Origin of the sequence: Undibacterium pigrum, assembly GCF_003201815.1 — a bacterium.
Classification (GTDB): domain Bacteria; phylum Pseudomonadota; class Gammaproteobacteria; order Burkholderiales; family Burkholderiaceae_D; genus Undibacterium; species Undibacterium pigrum.
Window position 1 is genome coordinate 1,352,254 of record NZ_QJKB01000001.1, and the last position, 19,272, is coordinate 1,371,525.

20 protein-coding genes, 2 tRNA genes and 1 riboswitch are annotated in these 19,272 nt (G+C 49.6%); of the genes, 13 read left to right on the forward strand and 9 right to left on the reverse strand.

The annotated features are described in order from the left end of the window. Positions 1-295 precede the first annotated feature (295 nt). The 3 genes from ilvC to DFR42_RS06000 are packed head-to-tail and all read right to left on the reverse strand — an operon-like array spanning position 296 to position 3,575. Complete coding sequence (gene ilvC, locus DFR42_RS05990) at positions 296-1,312, reverse strand: ketol-acid reductoisomerase (RefSeq protein WP_110253979.1); 1,017 nt, start codon at positions 1,310-1,312, stop codon at positions 296-298. Positions 1,313-1,368: 56 nt separating this feature from the next. Continuing rightward, positions 1,369-1,860, reverse strand: a complete 492-nt coding sequence (gene ilvN / locus DFR42_RS05995; protein ID WP_110253980.1) for an acetolactate synthase small subunit — start codon at positions 1,858-1,860, stop codon at positions 1,369-1,371. Beyond that, entirely contained in the window at positions 1,860-3,575 is a 1,716-nt protein-coding gene (locus DFR42_RS06000; RefSeq protein ID WP_110254264.1) for an acetolactate synthase 3 catalytic subunit, read from the reverse strand. The genes ilvN and DFR42_RS06000 overlap by 1 nt, the downstream gene beginning before the upstream one ends. A 549-nt stretch (positions 3,576-4,124) precedes the next feature. Here DFR42_RS06000 and DFR42_RS06005 point away from each other — a divergent pair. The 13 genes from DFR42_RS06005 (at position 4,125) to DFR42_RS06065 (ending at position 14,829) form a co-directional block, all read left to right on the forward strand. Further along, positions 4,125-4,697 (forward strand): RNA polymerase sigma factor, encoded by a 573-nt coding sequence (locus DFR42_RS06005; protein WP_110253981.1) that lies wholly within the window; start codon positions 4,125-4,127, stop codon positions 4,695-4,697. After that, entirely contained in the window at positions 4,694-5,110 is a 417-nt protein-coding gene (locus DFR42_RS06010) for a DUF3619 family protein (RefSeq protein ID WP_110253982.1), read from the forward strand. The genes DFR42_RS06005 and DFR42_RS06010 overlap by 4 nt, the downstream gene beginning before the upstream one ends. A gap of 2 nt (positions 5,111-5,112) precedes the next feature. Beyond that, positions 5,113-5,817: a DUF3106 domain-containing protein gene (locus tag DFR42_RS06015; RefSeq protein WP_110253983.1), complete on the forward strand. Its 705-nt coding sequence runs from the start codon at positions 5,113-5,115 to the stop codon at positions 5,815-5,817. 4 nt (positions 5,818-5,821) lie between these two features. Further along, positions 5,822-6,340, forward strand: coding sequence for an RDD family protein (locus DFR42_RS06020; RefSeq protein WP_245936840.1), 519 nt, complete (start codon positions 5,822-5,824; stop codon positions 6,338-6,340). A gap of 62 nt (positions 6,341-6,402) precedes the next feature. Then, complete coding sequence (locus DFR42_RS06025; RefSeq protein ID WP_110253985.1) at positions 6,403-7,074, forward strand: TetR/AcrR family transcriptional regulator; 672 nt, start codon at positions 6,403-6,405, stop codon at positions 7,072-7,074. Then, complete coding sequence (locus DFR42_RS06030; RefSeq protein ID WP_110253986.1) at positions 7,071-7,652, forward strand: LOG family protein; 582 nt, start codon at positions 7,071-7,073, stop codon at positions 7,650-7,652. The genes DFR42_RS06025 and DFR42_RS06030 overlap by 4 nt, the downstream gene beginning before the upstream one ends. Before the next feature lie 271 nt (positions 7,653-7,923). Beyond that, the gene (locus tag DFR42_RS06035) at positions 7,924-8,133 is read left to right on the forward strand and encodes a DUF3460 family protein (RefSeq protein WP_110253987.1); all 210 of its coding nucleotides are present in this window, start codon (positions 7,924-7,926) and stop codon (positions 8,131-8,133) included. Positions 8,134-8,175: 42 nt separating this feature from the next. Next, positions 8,176-9,033 carry a segregation and condensation protein A gene (locus DFR42_RS06040; protein ID WP_110253988.1) on the forward strand — a complete coding sequence of 286 codons (858 nt, stop codon included), beginning with the start codon at positions 8,176-8,178 and terminating at the stop codon, positions 9,031-9,033. Positions 9,034-9,072: 39 nt separating this feature from the next. After that, on the forward strand, positions 9,073-9,912 hold the full coding sequence (panC, locus tag DFR42_RS06045; protein WP_110253989.1) for a pantoate--beta-alanine ligase: 840 nt from the start codon (positions 9,073-9,075) through the stop codon (positions 9,910-9,912). Further along, positions 9,912-10,811, forward strand: coding sequence for a cobalamin-binding protein (locus tag DFR42_RS06050; RefSeq protein ID WP_110253990.1), 900 nt, complete (start codon positions 9,912-9,914; stop codon positions 10,809-10,811). Before panC ends, DFR42_RS06050 begins: the two co-directional genes overlap by 1 nt. Positions 10,812-10,893: 82 nt before the next feature. Continuing rightward, positions 10,894-11,790 carry an EamA family transporter RarD gene (gene rarD, locus DFR42_RS06055; RefSeq protein WP_110253991.1) on the forward strand — a complete coding sequence of 299 codons (897 nt, stop codon included), beginning with the start codon at positions 10,894-10,896 and terminating at the stop codon, positions 11,788-11,790. A 49-nt stretch (positions 11,791-11,839) separates the two neighbouring features. Then, positions 11,840-11,938: riboswitch (TPP riboswitch) on the forward strand. Positions 11,939-12,006: 68 nt separating this feature from the next. Further along, positions 12,007-14,151 carry a TonB-dependent siderophore receptor gene (locus DFR42_RS06060; protein ID WP_110253992.1) on the forward strand — a complete coding sequence of 715 codons (2,145 nt, stop codon included), beginning with the start codon at positions 12,007-12,009 and terminating at the stop codon, positions 14,149-14,151. Positions 14,152-14,310: 159 nt separating this feature from the next. Next, positions 14,311-14,829: a hypothetical protein gene (locus DFR42_RS06065; protein WP_146218790.1), complete on the forward strand. Its 519-nt coding sequence runs from the start codon at positions 14,311-14,313 to the stop codon at positions 14,827-14,829. A 60-nt stretch (positions 14,830-14,889) separates the two neighbouring features. Here DFR42_RS06065 and DFR42_RS06070 read toward each other — a convergent pair whose 3' ends face one another. From DFR42_RS06070 to pal, 6 genes are all read right to left on the reverse strand, one after another. Then, positions 14,890-16,347: a Ppx/GppA phosphatase family protein gene (locus tag DFR42_RS06070; RefSeq protein WP_110253994.1), complete on the reverse strand. Its 1,458-nt coding sequence runs from the start codon at positions 16,345-16,347 to the stop codon at positions 14,890-14,892. 159 nt (positions 16,348-16,506) lie between these two features. Beyond that, positions 16,507-17,388: a class I SAM-dependent methyltransferase gene (locus tag DFR42_RS06075; protein WP_110253995.1), complete on the reverse strand. Its 882-nt coding sequence runs from the start codon at positions 17,386-17,388 to the stop codon at positions 16,507-16,509. 174 nt (positions 17,389-17,562) lie between these two features. Continuing rightward, positions 17,563-17,638 (reverse strand) — tRNA-Lys (locus tag DFR42_RS06080). A 66-nt stretch (positions 17,639-17,704) separates the two neighbouring features. Then, a tRNA-Lys gene (locus DFR42_RS06085) sits at positions 17,705-17,780 on the reverse strand. Between the two features lie 81 nt (positions 17,781-17,861). After that, the gene (ybgF, locus tag DFR42_RS06090; RefSeq protein WP_110253996.1) at positions 17,862-18,623 is read right to left on the reverse strand and encodes a tol-pal system protein YbgF; all 762 of its coding nucleotides are present in this window, start codon (positions 18,621-18,623) and stop codon (positions 17,862-17,864) included. A 95-nt stretch (positions 18,624-18,718) separates the two neighbouring features. Continuing rightward, positions 18,719-19,246: a peptidoglycan-associated lipoprotein Pal gene (gene pal / locus DFR42_RS06095; RefSeq protein WP_110253997.1), complete on the reverse strand. Its 528-nt coding sequence runs from the start codon at positions 19,244-19,246 to the stop codon at positions 18,719-18,721. Between the last annotated feature and the right edge of the window lie 26 nt (positions 19,247-19,272).

The window sequence follows — 19,272 nt, forward strand, 5'->3', positions numbered from 1 at the left end:
TTAGTTTTTGGATTGATCAACCAGTTTGTTTTTAGCAATCCAAGTGCACTTGAAGGTGTAAAAAAGTCGTCCTAGTGGACGACTTTTACCCTTCGAGCTGCGTGCGCCTACGAGCGCACGCTGGATGATGTCCGGCGATCTTAAAAATTAGTTTTTGGATTGATCAACCAGTTTGTTTTTAGCAATCCAAGTGCACTTGAAGGCGTAAAAAAAGTCGTCCAAGTGGACGACTTTTAGCCTTCGAGCTGCGTGCGCCTGCAAGCGCACGCTGGATGATGCCCGGCGATCTCTGCAATTAGTTTTTGCTTTGATCAACCAGTTTGTTCTTCGCTATCCAAGGCATCATCGCACGCAATTTCGCGCCCACTTCTTCGATCTGGTGCTCGGAAGTCAAGCGACGGCGGGAAATCAAAGTCGGTGCGCCAGCTTTGTTTTCCAGGATGAAGCTCTTCGCATATTCACCAGTCTGAATATCTTTCAGGCATTGGCGCATGGCGTTTTTAGTGTCTTCTGTAACGACTTTAGGGCCGGTCACATATTCGCCGTATTCTGCATTATTGGAGATCGAGTAATTCATGTTGGCGATACCGCCTTCATAGATCAGGTCAACGATGAGTTTCAATTCATGCAGACATTCGAAGTAAGCCATTTCTGGCGCATAACCAGCTTCAACCAGGGTTTCAAAACCAGCTTTGATCAGCTCAACGGCACCACCGCACAGAACCGCTTGCTCACCGAACAAATCAGTCTCTGTTTCTTCACGGAAGTTGGTTTCGATGATACCAGCACGACCACCGCCGTTAGCCATTGCATAAGACAAGGCGATGTCGCGGGCAGAACCGGATTTGTCCTGATACACAGCGATCAGGTGAGGTACGCCGCCACCCTGGCTGTAAGTACCACGCACAGTGTGGCCTGGCGCTTTAGGGGCGATCATGATGACATCCAGATCGGCACGTGGCACAACCTGACCGTAGTGAACATTGAAGCCGTGAGCAAATGCCAGCACTGCGCCTTGTTTGGCGTGAGGTGCAACGTTTTCAGCGTAAACCTGGGCGATGTTTTCATCTGGCAGCAAAATCATGATGACGTCAGCTGCTTTAACTGCGTCATTGACTTCAGCGACGTTCAGACCAGCATTTTTTGCCTTGTCCCATGAAGCGCCGCCTTTACGCAGGGCGACAGTCACTTTACAGCCGGAATCATTCAAGTTCTGTGCATGAGCATGACCTTGAGAACCGTAGCCGATGATAGCAACGTTTTTGCCTTTGATCAGGGAGAGATCACAATCTTTGTCGTAGAAAACTTTCATTTTGTATCCTAATAATTAAGTATTTTTGTAGGGGATGGCGTATGCCTGAAACTATATTAAACCTTGAGGATGCGTTCGCCGCGTCCTATGCCTGAACCACCGGTACGTACCGTTTCCAGAATTGCCGTGCGGTCTATGGAATCAATGAAAGCATCCAATTTACCTTTATTACCGGTCAATTCTATGGTGTAGGTCTTTTCGGTGACATCAATGATGCGGCCACGGAAAATGTCTGCGGTGCGCTTCATTTCTTCGCGCTCCTTGCCAACCGCTCTTACCTTGATCAGCATCAGCTCACGTTCTATGTGCGCGCCTTCGGTCAGATCAACCACCTTGACCACCTCAATCAGGCGGTTCAAATGCTTGGTGATCTGTTCGATGATGTCATCAGAACCGGAAGTCACGATCGTCATACGTGACAGTGTCGGGTCTTCAGTCGGTGCAACCGTCAGGGTTTCAATGTTATAGCCGCGGGCAGAAAACAGGCCAACCACACGGGACAAGGCACCAGCTTCATTCTCAAGAAGGATGGAAATAATATGTCTCATTACAGATCCTCCGAACCCAGCAACATTTCAGTCAAGCCCTTGCCTGCCTTGACCATGGGCCAGACATTCTCAGTTTGATCAGTAATGAAATTCATGAATACCAGCCTGTCTTTCATGGCAAAGGCTTCACGCACTGCGCCGTCAACGTCTGCAGGGTTTTCTATCTTCATGCCGACGTGGCCATAAGCTTCCACCAGCTTGGTAAAGTCAGGCAGAGAGTCCATGTAAGACTCGGAATAGCGTGAGCCATAATCAATTTGCTGCCACTGCCTGACCATGCCAAGGAAGCGGTTGTTCAACAAGATAATTTTTGGTGTCAGATGATATTGCTTGCAGGTTGCCAGTTCCTGTATGCACATCTGTATCGAGGCTTCGCCAGTGATACAGGCAACAGTCGCATCCGGATTAGCCATCTGCACACCCATGGCATACGGCAAACCTACACCCATGGTACCCAGGCCACCGGAATTGATCCAGCGACGCGGTTTATCAAAGCGATAGTATTGCGCAGCCCACATCTGATGCTGACCTACGTCTGAAGTAACAAAGGCATCGCCCTTGGTGACTTCCCAGACTTTTTCAACCACGGACTGTGGTTTGATAACTTCATTTGAAGTCGGGTATTTCAGGCATTCACGACCACGCCATTCATTGACCTGCTTCCACCAGGTAGCCAGCGCCTTGGGATCAGGGCGAGTCTCAACCGTACTCAGTTGCGACAGCATTTCCTGCAAGACGTCTTTGACATTACCTACGATAGGAATATCAACCTTGACACGCTTGGAAATCGATGAGGGATCAATATCAATATGAATGATCTTGCGTGGATGCGAAGCAAAATGCTTGGGGTTGCCAATTACGCGGTCATCAAAACGAGCGCCAATGGCGATCAGCACATCACAGTGCTGCATGGCCATATTGGCTTCGTAAGTACCATGCATGCCAGGCATGCCGAGGAATTTTTCATCGCTGGCACGATAGGCACCGAGACCCATCAGGGTATTGGTACATGGGAAACCGAGTAAATCTACCAGCTTGTTCAGCTCCGGTGCTGCATGCGCGAGTATCACGCCGCCACCGGTATAAATCATGGGACGTTCAGCCTGCAACAACAGTTGCACAGCCTTGCGAATTTGCCCTGCATGCCCTTTGTCGACTGGCTTGTAAGAGCGCATTTCGACTTCTTTAGGGTAGCTATAGGTAGTTTTGTGCATGCTGATATCCTTGGGGATATCGACCAGCACAGGACCAGGACGACCTGTCGTTGCAATATAGAATGCTTTCTTGACGGTCTCGGCCAGGTCCCTGACGTCTTTCACCAAAAAATTATGCTTTACGCATGGACGGGTAATACCAACGGTGTCGCACTCCTGGAAGGCATCCTGGCCAATAACGGCACTGGGAACCTGACCCGAAATGATGACCATGGGAATCGAATCCATATAAGCAGTTGCCAGACCGGTTACCGCATTGGTAACGCCAGGTCCGGAAGTGACCAGAGCCACACCTACTTTATTGGAGGAACGGGAATAAGCATCGGCAGCATGTACTGCAGCCTGCTCATGACGCACCAGGATGTGTTGAAACTTGTCCTGATTGAAGATTGCATCATAGATATAGAGTACGGCACCACCCGGATATCCGAATACATGCTCAACACCCTCTTCGGCCAGACACTTGACAAGTATCTCTGCGCCTGTAAATTCTGAACTCATAAATTGTGTCCTTTCAAGGTCCATAGGAGATTGATCGGATGTTCTTTCCTGGCGAAATCGACATGTAAATACCGGAAAGCTGAGATCCCTTTACGTGCGGTCACATTCCCCTTTACACATCCGTTGGATATGGTACCAGGCAAGGCTTATTGCACTCGTTCAATCAGTATTAAGGCTTTACAACGACAGACTTCTCACGCTTGTGGCATGGGTCAGAACAAACAGCTTCTTAAAGCGAACCTGTCGGCGACGGCATTGTGAGCTGTTCCAGACAAGTATTTTGTGCCCCGAGATTTTGGAGCGGACTCACAAGGTACTGCGTCGCAGCAATTTGGTCAAGGAAAATTCTATAAGAAAAGAAACTTATTTGCCTTTGAAATGTTATCAAATGACAAGAAAGCACAAAATTCAGGACATAAGCACGTATTTTTGCTAGCATGTGCGCAATTTTGCATGGTCCGCTTCTTTAAAAAGCTCAATGACTTTGCCCTGGTATCTCAGGGGAAGCAGCGCCTGCTATAAACCACGTAAAGCACGTAACTGCCAACAATGGCCACAGACAAAGAATTATCCAGCTTTTTGGAAGGTGTGGAACGCCGCGCTTTCAAACATGCTGTCTACACAGTAAGAAATGAAGAATCTGCTCTGGACATCGTCCAGGAAGCAATGATCAAGCTCGCCGAAAAATATGGCGACAAGCCTGCGGCAGAATTGCCCATGTTGTTTCAACGCATATTGCAAAACACCATCCTGGATTTTTTTCGCCGGGAAAAGGTCAGAAACACCTGGGTCAGCTTGTTTTCCAACATTACGCCATCAAATAATCAAGATGACGATAATTTTGACTTATTGGAAAGTTATGCCGCAGAAGATGGCACAGAAGCATCAGAATCCAGTGCCGACAAGATAGAACGTGAGCAAGTTCTCAACATAATTGATGAAGAAATAAAAAAACTTCCTGCGCGTCAACGGGAAGCCTTCCTCATGCGTTATTGGGAAGACATGGATGTAGCGGAAACCGCCGCTGCAATGGGTTGCTCAGAAGGTAGCGTCAAAACACACTGCTCCAGAGCAACACATGCATTGGCTGTCACGCTCAAGGCTAAAGGAATTCACCTATGAACTATTCAAAAGAAGCGAAAGACCTTGAATTTGCTTACAAGGTAAGACGGGCGCTGAATGAGTCAGCGGAAAGCCTGCCTGCTCCCACTTTAGACAGGTTGGCGCAAGCGCGCAAGCTGGCTTTGTCACGCAAGAAACAGGAAGCACCTGTAGCCGTAAAGGTATTCAAAGGCGTGCTGGCTGGCAATTCGGGCTTTTCTTTCCAGGGGCCTGGTTCCTGGATGGGCAAACTCGGCCTGGTATTGCCTTTGCTGGTGCTGGTTGTGGGCCTGCTGGGTATTTACGAATACGAGCAACAGCAAAACATTAACGAACTGGCAGATATTGATACTGCCGTCCTGGTGGACGAATTACCGCCAGCCGCCTATGTTGATACCGGGTTTAGTGCGTATTTGAACAAAACGGAGGAGTAGTAGTGACGTTTGCGTTAATACCGAATTCTGTTTGTCTCATTATTCTGTCTCTTGCAATACCGCTGGCTTTCGCTGGCGGTATTTCTGTTCCTGCGTCCAATGCACAAGCTACCAGTAAAGCCAGTACCGGTTTGCTGGGCGGCAGCACGCTGAGCAAACCCCTGTGGGCGGAACTCAGTGCAGCGCAAAAACAGGCTTTGGCACCGCTGAGCCCTGAATGGGACAAGATGTCAGAACTCGGTAAGAAAAAATGGCTGGGCATCGCCGATCGTTACGCAACGATGAAGCCAGACGAGCAAGCCAGGTTGCAAGAACGTATGCGTGACTGGGTCAAGTTGACTCCAGAGCAACGTATGGCTGCCCGTGAAAATTACGCAAAATCGACACAACTCAAGCCTGAACACAAGTCAGCACAGTGGCAACAATACCAGCAGTTAAGCGAAGAAGAAAAAAAACGCCTGGCTGATGAAAATCAAAAAAAGAAAAGCGTGACCAATTTGCCATCGGAATCTGTCAAGAATCCAAAAATCCTGGCACCGATTAAGGTGGGCCCCAAGCCAGCAGGTGTTACCCCCCCTGCTGTTAAGGTGGTCACTCCGGCCTCACAGCCTGCAAGCAGTGTTGCTCCCGCCATCAACCCAGCACCTGCCTCAGGCGCAAATGAGGTGCCAGCAAGCATTCCTGCGTCTCAGGGAACAAGCAAGTAATCCTGTGAATTCTGATCTGACTGCCCCACCACTACGTCGCCGCCTGATCTGCATGGTGTATGAAGCCATGCTCCTTTTTGGCATTGTTTTTGTTTCTGATTTTGCATTCGATGTTATTACCCAGAGCAAACATGCTCTGGTGTTACGGCATGCCCGTCAGTTCTGGCTGTTTCTGGTGATAGGTGCGTATTTTGTATTTTGCTGGACGCGCAGCGGCCAGACCCTTGCCATGCAAACCTGGCGCATCAAGGTAGTCGACCTGGATGGCGGCAAGCTCCCAGTCGTCAAGGCGATTGTGCGCTATTGCCTGGCCTGGATGTGGTTTTTGCCTGCTGCAGCCCTGGTTTACCAGCTAGGCCTCAAGCAATGGAAAATGGCTGCCGCAATCGCTCTGGGCATGCTGGCCTGGGCATTGACAGCCCGTCTCGACAAATATGGACAATTTCTGCATGACCGTCTTGCCAAGACCAGACTGGTGCATATTCCTTCAGAAAAAGAACTGAAAGTACAGTCCGAAGCCTGATACTCTTTTGATGTTGCGCTTTCAATGTTATTCTTATGAAATAATTTATCGAGAAGAATGACATGCAACACAAAGCTCCTCGTCGCACCAGGGAACGGATACTAGAACTTTCCCTGCGCCTTTTCAATGAGTTCGGTGAACCGAATATCACCACGACCGTGATTGCGGAGGAAATGAATATTTCCCCCGGCAATCTGTATTATCATTTCCGCAACAAAGACGATATCGTTAATTCCATCTTCGTCCAGTTCGAGGCAGAGATTAACAAGAAGCTGGCTTTCCCTGAAGGGCGCAAAGCCAATATTCAGGATATCTGGACTTATCTGCACCTGACATTTGAACTGGTCTGGCGTTATCGCTTTTTCTACCGCGACCTGAATGATTTACTCTCCAGGAATCGCAAGCTTGAACTCAATTTCAAAGAAATACTGACGCACAAGATCAAGGTTGCAACAGGTCTCTGCACAGGCTTGCGTGCCGATGGTGAATTTGAAGCCAGTGATATCGATATCGATGCCCTGGCCACCAATATGGTGGTAGTGGCAACTTACTGGCTGTCGTATGAATATGTACGCAATCCGCGCAAATATACTGAACTGCAAACCATGTCCGAGTCACTGGCACGTGGCTGTTATCAGGTGATTGTCCTGATCAGCCCTTATCTGCGTGGCGAGACCAAGAATGTCTTTGAAAAACTGTCGCAAGACTATTTGCGCAAAATTAATCCGGCATGAAGAATATTTGCGTTTATTGCGGCTCATCTCCAGGCATTACTGAAGATTATGCCATTGCAGCACGCCAACTGGCTGCCGAACTGGTCACGCAAGACCTGGGGCTGGTGTATGGCGGTGGCAATGTTGGGTTGATGGGTGTCATTGCCGACGAAGTCATGCGTCTGGGTGGCAGAGTCACCGGAGTCATCCCCAAGGCATTGATGGACAAGGAAGTCGGCCACACTGCCCTCACGTCCCTGCATGTCGTTGCCAACATGCATGAACGCAAGGCCATGATGGCAGAATTGTCCGACGCCTTCATCGCCATGCCTGGCGGCATAGGTACTCTGGAAGAATTATTTGAAGTGCTGACCTGGTCACAACTGGGTTTTCATGAAAAACCTGTTGGTTTATACAATATCAATGATTTTTATCGAAAACTGCATGATTTTCTCTTGCATACGGTAGAACAAGGCTTCCTGCGGCCTGCTCATCTGGATCTCTTGTATATGGAAACTAAACCTGCAAAACTATTGCAAAAATTTGCCGACTACCGTCCCAAGCACATCAAAAAATGGCTGGAAGTCAAAGACCTTTGATTTTCCAAGAACCTGTTTACGATCTGTAGCGAGCGGGCGTCAGCGGGGTCGAGAGTAACAAAAACGCAGCGCAAAAAGCGGAATGTACTTGAGTACATGAGCATTTTGAGCAGCGCATGAACCCCCGCATTAACTCCGGTTGCGCTCGCGCTTAAGATCGGAAACAGCTTATAAGTCAATTGAAGCTTTACTCAAAGGGCAAAACACCATAGTCAGCCCAAAAGAAGAGTAAAATGCGGCTTCATCCGACTTTTTGTGTTTATTTCAAATTATGAAATTCTCCAAGCAATTCTCGCTGTACGAATCCGAAGCAACCAATTTCATCAAAGACTTGAAAAAAGCCAATCCTGCGCTGGAACAAAGTCAGCGCGATGGCCGTGCCCTGCTGTGGGACAAACAAGCCATAGACCTGGATACGCAAAAACGCAATCAGGAATCGCGCATCAACCAGCAAGCCTACGTGTATCAAAACAAGGGCTGATACAGCCTGTATTGATACTACAGATATCTAGCCGGAAAGCTTGTGAGCACCACAAACGCTTTAACGCCAACCGATTTACCTCTGGTTGGTGCAGTCGACAGCACACCTGATGTTGTCGACGGTCTGGCTTTTGCCAGACTGTATGGCGAGCCGCTGTTCAAGCTGCCAAACGACCTCTACATCCCCCCCGATGCGCTGGAAGTATTTCTGGAAGCATTTGAAGGCCCGCTGGATTTGCTGTTGTACCTGATACGCAAGCAGAATTTCAATATCCTCGACATTCCCATGGCGCAAGTCACGCTGCAGTATTTGCAGTATGTCGATCAGATACGCAAGCACAATCTGGAACTGGCTGCTGAATATCTGCTGATGGCTGCCATGCTCATCGAGATCAAATCACGCATGCTGCTGCCCTCCAACAAGAGCACAGACAGTGAAGAAGCCGATGATCCGCGCGCAGAACTGGTACGCCGCCTGCTCGAGTACGAACAGATGAAGCTGGCTGCTTATGATCTCAATGCAGTACCACAACTGGGCCGTGATTTTTTGCATGCCCAGGTGTTCGTCGAACAAAACACCGTGCTGCACTGGCCGCATGTCGATATCGCTGACTTGCAGTCTGCCTGGGCAGATGTATTGAAGCGCGCGACTCTGGTGGCCCATCACAAGATCAGCCGCGAAGAACTGTCGGTGCGCGAACACATGACAGGGATTTTGCGCAAGCTGCAGTCATCCAAGTTTGTTGAATTCTCCGATCTGTTTGACGTCAGCCGTGGTGCGCCGGTGCTGGTCGTGAATTTTGTCGCCCTGCTTGAGCTGGCCAAAGAAACCCTGATAGAAATCACCCAGGCTGAAGCCTTTGCGCCTATTTATGTGCGCCTGGCATATTCACCAGCCTGATGGCAAGAATAAAACTATTCCTCACTAAAGAGCCGTAACATGAAAATCATTTCCTCCATTGAAGAATTGCGCGACCAGTTGAGTGGACAATTGCGTACTGCATTTGTACCTACCATGGGCAATTTGCATGAAGGGCATTTATCCCTGATGCGGCTGGCAAAAAAACATGGCGACCCGGTGGTCGCTTCGATTTTCGTGAACCGCCTGCAGTTTGGTCCGAATGAAGACTTCGACAAATACCCGCGCACTTTCCAGGCTGACGTAGAGAAGCTGGAAAAAGAAGGCGTGTATGTCCTGTTTGCACCGACTGAAAAAGACCTGTATCCAGAGCCGCAGGAATACCGCGTACGCCCACCAGATGATCTGGGCAATATACTCGAAGGTGAATTCCGACCTGGTTTCTTCACAGGTGTCACCACCGTCGTATTGAAACTGTTTTCTTGCGTACAGCCACGCGTTGCCGTCTTCGGTAAAAAAGATTATCAGCAGCTCATGATCGTACGTAATATGAGCAAGCAATTTGCCTTGCCGACCGAAATTATCGCCGCTGAAACTTTCAGGGCAGAAGACGGCCTGGCGCTGTCTTCGCGCAATATGTATCTGTCACCAGAAGAGCGTGCCGAGGCACCTGCCTTGTACAAAGTCTTGAATGAAGTCGCGGCAGAAGTACGCGGCGGGCATCTGGATATGTTTGAACTCGAACGTCAGGCCATGGCAAAACTGGCGACACGTAACTGGAAGCCAGATTACATCTCCATACGCAAGCGCGCAGACCTGCAACCACCATCTGCTGGCGATATCGCCCAGCAATCGCCACTGGTGGTAGTCGCTGCCGCTAAACTGGGTGGGACTCGCCTGATCGATAATCTGGAAATTTGATGCGTCGCTTTCAATTGCTAACAGGCAGCCTTGCATTTGCAGCCTGCCTGACAGGGAGTCTCGCATCAAGCAATTCGCATGCTGCCATCACGGTACTGGATGATGCGCAACGCCCTGTCACGATAGACAAGCCAGCGCAACGCATCGTCAGCCTGGCGCCACATATTACCGAGATGCTGTTCGAGGCTGGCGCGGCAAATAACATCATCGCCGTGACTGATTACAGCGACTATCCAGAAGCTGCGAAAAAACTGCCATCGATAGGCAATATTTTTGCACTGGACCTGGAACGCCTGCTGTCTCTCAAACCTGATCTGGTCATCGTCTGGGGTACGGGCAATGCAAAAATCCTGGCCAATAAATTGCGCAGCAACCACATCACTGTCTTTGAAAGTGAGCCTCATAATTTTGAAATGGTGGCAACTTCGATAGAAAGACTGGCGACACTGGCTGGCACAGACAGTACCGGTAAAGCCAATGCACGAAAGTTCAGGCAGCGTCTCGACAATCTGCGCAAGACTTATCAATTGCCAGCAGGGGCAGCACCTGTCAGCGTGTATTATCAAATGATACGCAGGCCATTGATGACGATCAATGACACGCACATGGTGTCCGACTCCATACGTCTGTGCGGCGGCAAAAATGTATTTGGCCAGCTCAAGGAGTTGAGCTCCACCATCACCAATGAAGCCGTGCTGGCGGCCAACCCGGACGTCATACTTGGCAGCGGTGAAAATACCGACGGCATGCTGGACTGGAAGCAATACCCCATACTGACAGCAGTAAAGAAAAACAATTTCTATGCAGTCAAAGGTGACTGGTTAAATCGTGCGGGGCCGCGCATACTCGATGGTACCGAAGCTCTATGCAAGCACTTGGCCACAGCAAGAAGCAAATAGGCACTGGCAGCAAACAATTTCTTTTCAAGCGATAATGTTTGCCTTGCTTGCTGCCGCAAGCCTTACAGATTGATTGCTACTCATGCGCCAAGGTATTTTGTTTGCAGGCTCCGCGTATTTCCTCTGGGGCCTGTTCCCCATCTATTTCAAGACCCTGCACGACGTCCCTGCGCTGGAAATCCTGCTGAACCGCATGCTGTGGTCGCTGCTTTTCCTGCTTGGTGTACTGACCTGGCGCAAGCAGTGGGCATGGGTCAGTACAGCAATCAGGCAACCAAAACTGATAGGCGGCTTTGCACTTAGCGCAGTACTTTTATCGGCCAACTGGTTCGTCTATATCTGGGCCGTCAATCATGGTCACATCGTTGATGCCAGCCTTGGCTACTTCATCACGCCCCTTGTGAATATCCTTATAGGCTCAGTCTTGCTGCGTGAAAAACTGCGCCCTGGTCAATGGCTGTCAGTGGCATTGGCTGCTGTCGGCGTCGCCTGGCTGACCATACAGACAGGTCACCTGCCATGGATAGGCCTGGTGCTGGCAACGACCTTTGGCACCTATGGCTTGCTGCGCAAGACTTCTGCCCTCGGTGCGCTGGAAGGCCTGTCACTGGAAACCGCCCTGCTCTTTCCATTTGCCTTTGGCTGGCTATGCTGGATGACTGTCCAAGGTCAAAACAGCTTCATCGCCAGCACTGTGGATATCAAGATGCTACTGCTCATCAGCGGCCCGATTACTGCTATCCCCTTGTTACTGTTTGCTGCAGGCGCAAGGCGCATACCAATGACCACACTCGGATTGCTGCAATACATTTCACCACTGGTGCAATTATTGCTGGGCGTCTGGCTGTATCACGAACCTTTTGACTCCAACAAACTGGCAGGCTTTATCGCCATCTGGGCTGCGCTGGTCGTCTATTCAGCTGAGGGTTTGTGGCGCAATTTCCGCACTGTCAAAATGGAAGTAAAACCAGGCAACTAAGCGCCAATTGCCGCAAAAAGCTCATATAAATGGTTTCGTGTTAAACTGCCGCCTACGCTAGGGGTCCTGGAAATAGTATTTCCGGGTGAGAGAGTCCCTTCTACCTGATCTGGATAATGCCAGCGAAGGGAAGCGCAAAGTCCCGGCTCCTCCTGCTTCTTTGTTTGCTCCCGCGCTGTCATCCACAACGCATTAAAAGCAAACCAAGAGCACATCATGTCTGACTTTACTGTACGTCCCCACTTTTTACGTCCCACCGTCATCGCTTTCTCGATTGCCCAGGCTTGCCTGCTGCTGTCATCTGCGCATGCCCAGAACACACCAGGCAATGATAAATCGCTGCCAGAAGTCACCATTACCGGCAGCAAAGGCTCTGAAACCAAAGTCGAACGCAGCAAGGTCACTGGTTTTATTGATGCAGCCTTGCTGGATACGCCCAGCTCGGTCAATGCCTTCAGCACGGCACAAATGCAAGACTTGCGCATACGCCAGACTACGGATGCAATGAAGTTTGATGCCAGCGTCAATGATGCGTATAACGCCATTGGTTATGCCGAACAATTCTCGATACGCGGCTTTGCCCTGGATAATTCCAGCAGTTATCGCAAAGACGGTTTTGCCATACCAGGTGACGCCTCCATCCCGCTGGAAAACAAGGAACGCATAGAAATACTCAAAGGTATCGCTGGCTTCCAGGCGGGTTTTGGAACACCAGGCGGCATCATCAATTATGTGACCAAACGCCCCGCCAGCCATACAGTTCGCTCTGCCACATTTGAAATCAGTGAGCGTGGCACTGTGTATGGCGCAGCGGATATCAGTGACAATTCCAGCGACAAGCAATTTGGCTTCCGCATCAATGCAGCGGGTGAACGACTGCGCTCTTATGTCAAAGGTGCGGATGGCAATCGTCAGTTTGTGTCTGCAGCATTTGACTGGCGCATCACACCACAAGCCCTGTTGCAAATCGATGCTGACTACCAGCACAAATCGCAATTGTCCGTACCCGGCTTTCAATTATTCAATGGCACGGATTTGCCACGTGGTGTTGCTCCTGACCTGATGCTGAATGCCCAGCCCTGGGCAAGACCGGTAGATACCCGCAACAGCAATTTAGGCCTGCGTTTTGAGTATCAGCTCAATGCTGACTGGCGCGCCAGTGTCTCTGCCAATAAACATGAATTCAAACGTGACGACTACACAGCCTTCCCATATGGCTGTGGCGCGGCCAACCTGTATCCAGGTTATTGCGCGAATGGCGACTATGATGTGTATGACTACCAAAGCGTGAATGAATCCAAATCACTGTGGGGCACACAAGCCCTGCTGAATGGTAAATTCAATGCCGGTGGCATGCAGCACGAGCTGGCCGTGGGGCTCAGTAACTCGCAGCGCAAGGATTATTTTGGCGACTACATCTACGACTATGCAGGCAGCAGCAATTTGTTCCGCCCCGTCAGCGTCGCACCATCGGCAAATAAAACCGGCCCGGTTTTCTTGCGCCGCACTGACAAGGAATGGTCGGCATTTGTACAAGACATCATCAGTCTGCAAGATAACTTGAAATTGCATCTGGGCTTGCGTCATTTGAACATCTCGCGCACTCAGTTTAATAATCCTGGCTATGACCAGAACAAGCTACTGTCAACGGCAGCGCTGGTATTCAAACCCACGCAACAAGTGTCGGTCTACGGCAGTTTTGCGCAAGGCCTGGAACATGGTGGCATAGCCCCTTTTGGCACCAGCAATGAAAACAAAATGCTGAATCCTGGCAAATCCACGCAAATTGAATTTGGCGTGAAAGCAGACGTACTGCGTGACCTGAGTCTGTCCGCAGCCATCTTCCGCATCAAGAAACCGCTGGAATATACCAATAGCAGCAATACCTATGTCAGCAATGGTGAAGCACTGCACACAGGCCTGGAGCTCTCTGCCCAAGGCAAGCTGACATCGCAACTGAATCTGGGTGCCAGTCTGACTGCGCTGGATGCCAAACAGCAAAACACCGGCATCAGCAGTCTGGATGACAAGCGTGTCATGAATGTGCCGCGCGTCAAATCCACTGTCTATGCTGATTATGCAGTAGCTGAAGTCAAGGGCCTGAATATGAATGCAAGCTGGCAATATGCCAGCAGCAAGGCCTTCAGCCCGGATAATAGCGTTACCGTGCCGGGCTACCACCTCGTAAATCTGGGCGCGCGCTATACCACGCAAATTGGTAATACGGCGGCTACCTTGCGTTTCAATATCGACAATGCGCTGGACAAATTTTACTGGCGCGATGTGACGCAATCCCTGGGTGGCTATTTGTTCCCAGGAGCACCGCGTACATACAAAGTATCAGCGCAATTTGATTTCTGATACAGCATACCCTGCTCAAAAAGCGATGCCAGTTTAGCTGGCATCGCTTTTTTATTGCCTGTGGTACTGATACTCAATACTTTCCAGGCAGTGCGTGGCATAAGGTCCAGACTATGTCATTCTTGAAGCTCATATTCAAGCAAACCTATGGGCAATGCCATGATGAACATCGTCAAGTATATTTTTGTGATCGCAGGCAGTCTGCTCACCAGTCTTGCAAGCGCGGAAGAGGCATTGAAATGCCGCGCCAGCTTCCCCGATTTTGGCAATGGCAAGCGCCAGTTTGAAGTGCGGATAGATAAGCTGGCAGATGGCAGGCTCGCCGGGAAAATTGACGACAAGGCCGCCAATCAGGATATCAAGATGAAAGAGTATCTGATATCACCTGCACTGAACTATGAGACAGATCCGTACTCAGCGGCTTTTGGCAAGCTCAATGAAGCAGAGACTGCCCTCATACATATCCATAAATTGCAGCAAGATCCGTATGCCGGAGAAAAACCGCTGGTTTCATTCCCCTTAAAGGAAGTGAGTAAGATCCATTATTACGATATGGTGGGAGGCGCAGGCAGTAAAGCCAACAAATTTGGTGGCACTGTACTTTTCGAAGCGTATAACAAATCAGGCAAACGCCTGGGTCGCGTTTTCAGGTCCATCATGGTGGCTGATTGCATTTGAGCCCCCCCCTTGCCAAGTAAAATCCGTGAGGGCAAGGAGTGGTAAGCAGTACGCAGAAAATTACACGTTCGCTCTGACCAGAAAATCTATGCCTATCTCACGCCAGGCTTCAGTTTCTTTTTGCAGCCAGTAAGCCACTGTGGGATGGACACTGACCCAGTCACGCTTCATTTCCAGCTCAACCCTGCCCTTCATTTTGAGACGTATATCTTCAAAATCAATTTCAGCACGTGAATGCATGAGCATCACAGCCAAGCGCAATGCCAGCACTGCCTTGGCAAAATCCTGGTCAGCCAGGCCATCACCGACCTTGCGTAAATTGCCTTTCTGACTGAGGATGAGTTTACTCATCACTCTTTGCTCACGCGTGGTAAAGCCTGCCATATCGGCATTCTCTATCATGTAAGCACCGTGCTTGTGATAGCCAGTATGGGAGATCACCATGCCCACTTCATGCAGGGTTGCACTCCATTGCAATAAGCGTACATAAGTGTCACCGGTGGGCTTCAGTTGTAGATACAGTGACTTCACCATATCTGCCACCCGCTTGGCACGAGACATGTCGGTGCGGAATAAATTCGCAAAAGATTCGACAGCAACTTCACGACGGTCACGCCTGGTGGCACGCAGGTACAAATCCCACATCACACCCATGCGCAAACCCGCTTCTATCGGCAGCAAGACACTGATATTAAACTCTGTCATCAGGCCTATCAGTATGGCGAGACCGCAGACTACCATGGCGACACGCTCAGGCTTGATGCCGCTTAACTCCAGCTGATCTATCTGCCCGCATTGCACGCAATATTGTTTAAGCGCATTCAGGCTCTTCAAGGTCAGGCTGCCATCTCCCAAGCCACCTTTGCTGATGGCATCAGAAATCGCACGCATGGTACCAGATGAGCCATAAGCCTTGCGCCAGTGTTGTGGCTGGTAAGGTGGCGCAGCATCTTCAAACATCGAGCGGGCGGACAGGATGGCTGCTTCAAATGCAGCATCCGTCAAACGTCCGTCCGGGAAGAAACTGGCGCTATGCTTGACTGTACCTATGCTGAAGGATTCAACCTTCAGAATTTCATGACCGTGACCAAGTATCACCTCGGTAGAACCACCACCAATATCAAGCACCAGACGACGCTCACCAGGTACGGCCACTGCATTCGATACGCCAATATAAATCAGGCGACCTTCTTCTTCACCAGAAATCACTTCGATCGGGCAACCTATGGCTGCCTCGGCCAGTGGCAATAATTGCGCGGCATTTTTGGCAATGCGTATGGTATTGGTAGCGACTACCCGCAGACTTTCTACCGGATAAGCATTCAGGATTTCACGAAAACGCGCCAGGCAATTAATCGCTTTTTGCATGGCCTCTGGCGTCAGGTTGCCATTTTTATCCAGGCCTGCAGCAAGGCGTATAGGGTCGCGCGCGCTTTTAATAACTTTGATGACATCGCCCTCATGCCTGGCAATGTGCATGCGAAAACTGTTGGAACCCAGATCAACGGCGGCCAGCATGCTTTTTATCCTTTACTGAGTATGAATGTAGCAATCAAAAAATGCGCAAAAATGCGTATAAAACCGGCGAATTACAGAATAAGCATAAATGATATTAATCATTTTTTATGACCATACAGTGACCTCGGCAAACTGCGGTGGTCAGTGCACCACAAATACTCAGGGCTGCACAAAAAATCTTCTCTGCATGGCTTCGAGACCTGTCGTCTTCAGCACTTCGGCCAGACGTTCTGCAGGTCGCTTGGCTGGCAAGCCCTTGTATTCTGCCACGATGAGTTCGTTTTTCATCGAATGTTCCCATCCTACCAGTTCTGTGACCCTGACCTGATATCCATGCGCTTCCAGTTGCAGACAACGCAGCACATTAGTGATCTGGCTACCGAACTCCCGCGTGTGTATCGGGTGCCGCCACATTTCTGACAAAGGGTTATTTTTAACCGCATCGCCCTTGGACTTGCGCAACTCTGCTGCGACCTCTGCCTGACAACAAGGCACCAGTACCATGAACTGTGCTTTTTTCTTGAGGGCAAACTGTATCGCATCATCTGTCGCTGTATCGCAAGCATGCAAGGCTGTGACGATGTCGATTTTTTCTGGCAGGGCAGATGAAGTAATCGAATCTGCAACAGACAGATTCAAAAAAGACATGCCAGGAAAATCCAGGCGTTGCGCCAGTTCAGTTGAACGCTGCACCAGCTCATCCCGCGTCTCTATGCCATAAATCCTGGCCTTGCTTTGCGCCTGTTCTGACTTGAAGAACAGGTCATACAGGATGAAGCCCAGATAAGACTTGCCCGCACCATGATCCACCAGACTGATATCTGCATGATCTTGCTGCAATTTCTGCAATAGCGGTTCTATAAACTGGTAGAGATGATAAACCTGCTTGAGCTTGCGGCGACTATCCTGGTTCATCTTGCCGTCACGCGTGAGGATATGCAGTTCTTTGAGCAACTCCAGCGACTGGCCAGGGCGTATTTCGTGCTTTTCCTGTACCTCAGGCGCCGTTTGCTTGTTTGCGCTGCCAGATTTCTTTTTCATGGTATTAAGCTCACTCAAAGTGATAAGGGCATGATAGTCCCACGATGAATAACATGATAGTAGAGCCAGGGCGAAGCCTGCCCTGGTTTGCCATTACGCTTTGTGGAGAGTATGCCATCAGCCGTGATACAAAAACAAAAAAGGACTCAGGTTTTAAACCTGAGTCCTTTGTTTTGGTAGGCCGTGCGGGATTCGAACCTGCGACCAACGGATTAAAAGTCCGCTGCTCTACCAGCTGAGCTAACGACCCAAAACTTGTTGCAAACTGCTAAAAAATTTAAAGACTTAGTAAAGTGACCTAAGTCTTTCGTATTCGTGGTAGGCCGTGCGGGATTCGAACCTGCGACCAACGGATTAAAAGTCCGCTGCTCTACCAGCTGAGCTAACGACCCGAAGACAAAGATTATATGAGGTTTCGGGCCTGATGTCAACGCCGCTGCCAGATTATGGGGTCAACAAGCTTCTCCTGACTCTTATTTCAGTGCTGCCAGGCGGTTCTTGGCAGCCTGAGCAGCTTCGGTATCAGGGTACTTGGTCAACACGCTTTCCAGGACTTTTTTGGCAGCTGGCTTCTCTTTCAATTCAATATGGCAGGAAGCGATATTCAACAAGGCATCAGGCGCCTTGGGATGATCGGGATAGTTTTTCACTACTTGCTGCATATTCAAAATGGTATTGCGGAAGTCACGCTGGGCAAAGTAAGAGAAGCCCAGCCAGTATTGCGCAGACCCGGCAAATGCCGACTGCGGGTTATTCATGAGGAAGCTGGAGAATGCTGGTGCGGCAGACTTGTAGTCGCCTGCCTTGAATAAGGCCATGGCAGCATCGTAAGAGCGCTGCTCGCTGACATCTACGGTCGCTTCCTGTCCATCCACGGTGACGCGTTTGGGCTCAAGCTTGCGGACACGATTATCAAGATCCACATAAAAATCTTGCTGGCGCTTTTGTACATTCGCCAGGTCGTTAGTCAGCACTTCTATCTGGCCACGCAACTTGGCAATTTCTGCGCGCAGCGATTCATTTTCATTTGCCAGCGTCAGGGCCGTGCTTTTATCAGCCTTGGTTTCCAGTTTGGAATCGAGCTTGGTATTCACTGCATCCACTTTTGCCCGCAAGTCCAGAATGGCTTTACGTGCCTCATCATCATCAAAAATACCGGCAGATGCCATGGATGGCAAAAATGTACAGGACAGTGCGGCAGCAAGAAAGGTAGTGCGTAAAGAATTGAGTTTCATGGCAATCTGAAAAAATGGATACGCGCTACATCAAGTACACAAAGATGTAGCGCCAAATGCAAAGAAAGCCTCAAACGAGGCTTTCAAACACGAGATTACTTGTACAGAATGTCGGAACGACGATTTTCTGCCCAGGAAGCTTCGTCACTGCCTGTTGCCTTTGGTTTTTCTTTACCCAAAGAAACAGCTTCAATTTGTGCGTCAGATACGCCCAGCAAAGTCAGGGACTTGCGTACTGCTTCTGCACGTTTTTGGCCCAGTGCCAGATTGTATTCACGGCCACCGCGTTCATCGGTATTACCTTGAATCAGAATGTTGCGGTTTTTGTTTGTCACAAGATATTTGGCATGCGCTTCAACTACTGGCTTGAATTCTTCTTTTACAGCATAGCTGTCATAGTCGAAATAGACACTACGTTTTGCCAGTGCACCTTGGGTCAATGGATCAACAACTGCAGTCACTTGCTTGACTGAATTAGTGTCAGTCTGTGTAGTTGCTGTGGTGTTGGTGGATTTATCTTCAACCTTTTTGTCTTCCAGAGGCACTTTGGAAGCGCAGGCTGTCATCAAAACGACGCTGGAAATCAACATTGCCAGGGTTTTGGATTGGGATGTAAAACGCATTTTCTCTCCTGATTAAAATAGATAAG

What these genes read in the sequence shown, in the direction of transcription:
- DFR42_RS06035 (WP_110253987.1), top strand. Translation starts at nt 7,924, where the DNA reads ATGAAATTCTCCAAGCAATTCTCGCTGTACGAATCCGAAGCAACCAAT.
- panC (WP_110253989.1), top strand. Translation starts at nt 9,073, where the DNA reads ATGAAAATCATTTCCTCCATTGAAGAATTGCGCGACCAGTTGAGTGGA.
- DFR42_RS06065 (WP_146218790.1), top strand. Translation starts at nt 14,311, where the DNA reads ATGATGAACATCGTCAAGTATATTTTTGTGATCGCAGGCAGTCTGCTC.
- DFR42_RS06010 (WP_110253982.1), top strand. Translation starts at nt 4,694, where the DNA reads ATGAACTATTCAAAAGAAGCGAAAGACCTTGAATTTGCTTACAAGGTA.
- ybgF (WP_110253996.1), bottom strand. Translation starts at nt 18,623, where the DNA reads ATGAAACTCAATTCTTTACGCACTACCTTTCTTGCTGCCGCACTGTCC.
- DFR42_RS06025 (WP_110253985.1), top strand. Translation starts at nt 6,403, where the DNA reads ATGCAACACAAAGCTCCTCGTCGCACCAGGGAACGGATACTAGAACTT.
- rarD (WP_110253991.1), top strand. Translation starts at nt 10,894, where the DNA reads ATGCGCCAAGGTATTTTGTTTGCAGGCTCCGCGTATTTCCTCTGGGGC.
- DFR42_RS06005 (WP_110253981.1), top strand. Translation starts at nt 4,125, where the DNA reads ATGGCCACAGACAAAGAATTATCCAGCTTTTTGGAAGGTGTGGAACGC.
- DFR42_RS06000 (WP_110254264.1), bottom strand. Translation starts at nt 3,575, where the DNA reads ATGAGTTCAGAATTTACAGGCGCAGAGATACTTGTCAAGTGTCTGGCC.
- pal (WP_110253997.1), bottom strand. Translation starts at nt 19,246, where the DNA reads ATGCGTTTTACATCCCAATCCAAAACCCTGGCAATGTTGATTTCCAGC.
- DFR42_RS06060 (WP_110253992.1), top strand. Translation starts at nt 12,007, where the DNA reads ATGTCTGACTTTACTGTACGTCCCCACTTTTTACGTCCCACCGTCATC.
- ilvN (WP_110253980.1), bottom strand. Translation starts at nt 1,860, where the DNA reads ATGAGACATATTATTTCCATCCTTCTTGAGAATGAAGCTGGTGCCTTG.
- DFR42_RS06075 (WP_110253995.1), bottom strand. Translation starts at nt 17,388, where the DNA reads ATGAAAAAGAAATCTGGCAGCGCAAACAAGCAAACGGCGCCTGAGGTA.
- ilvC (WP_110253979.1), bottom strand. Translation starts at nt 1,312, where the DNA reads ATGAAAGTTTTCTACGACAAAGATTGTGATCTCTCCCTGATCAAAGGC.
- DFR42_RS06070 (WP_110253994.1), bottom strand. Translation starts at nt 16,347, where the DNA reads ATGCTGGCCGCCGTTGATCTGGGTTCCAACAGTTTTCGCATGCACATT.
- DFR42_RS06050 (WP_110253990.1), top strand. Translation starts at nt 9,912, where the DNA reads ATGCGTCGCTTTCAATTGCTAACAGGCAGCCTTGCATTTGCAGCCTGC.
- DFR42_RS06030 (WP_110253986.1), top strand. Translation starts at nt 7,071, where the DNA reads ATGAAGAATATTTGCGTTTATTGCGGCTCATCTCCAGGCATTACTGAA.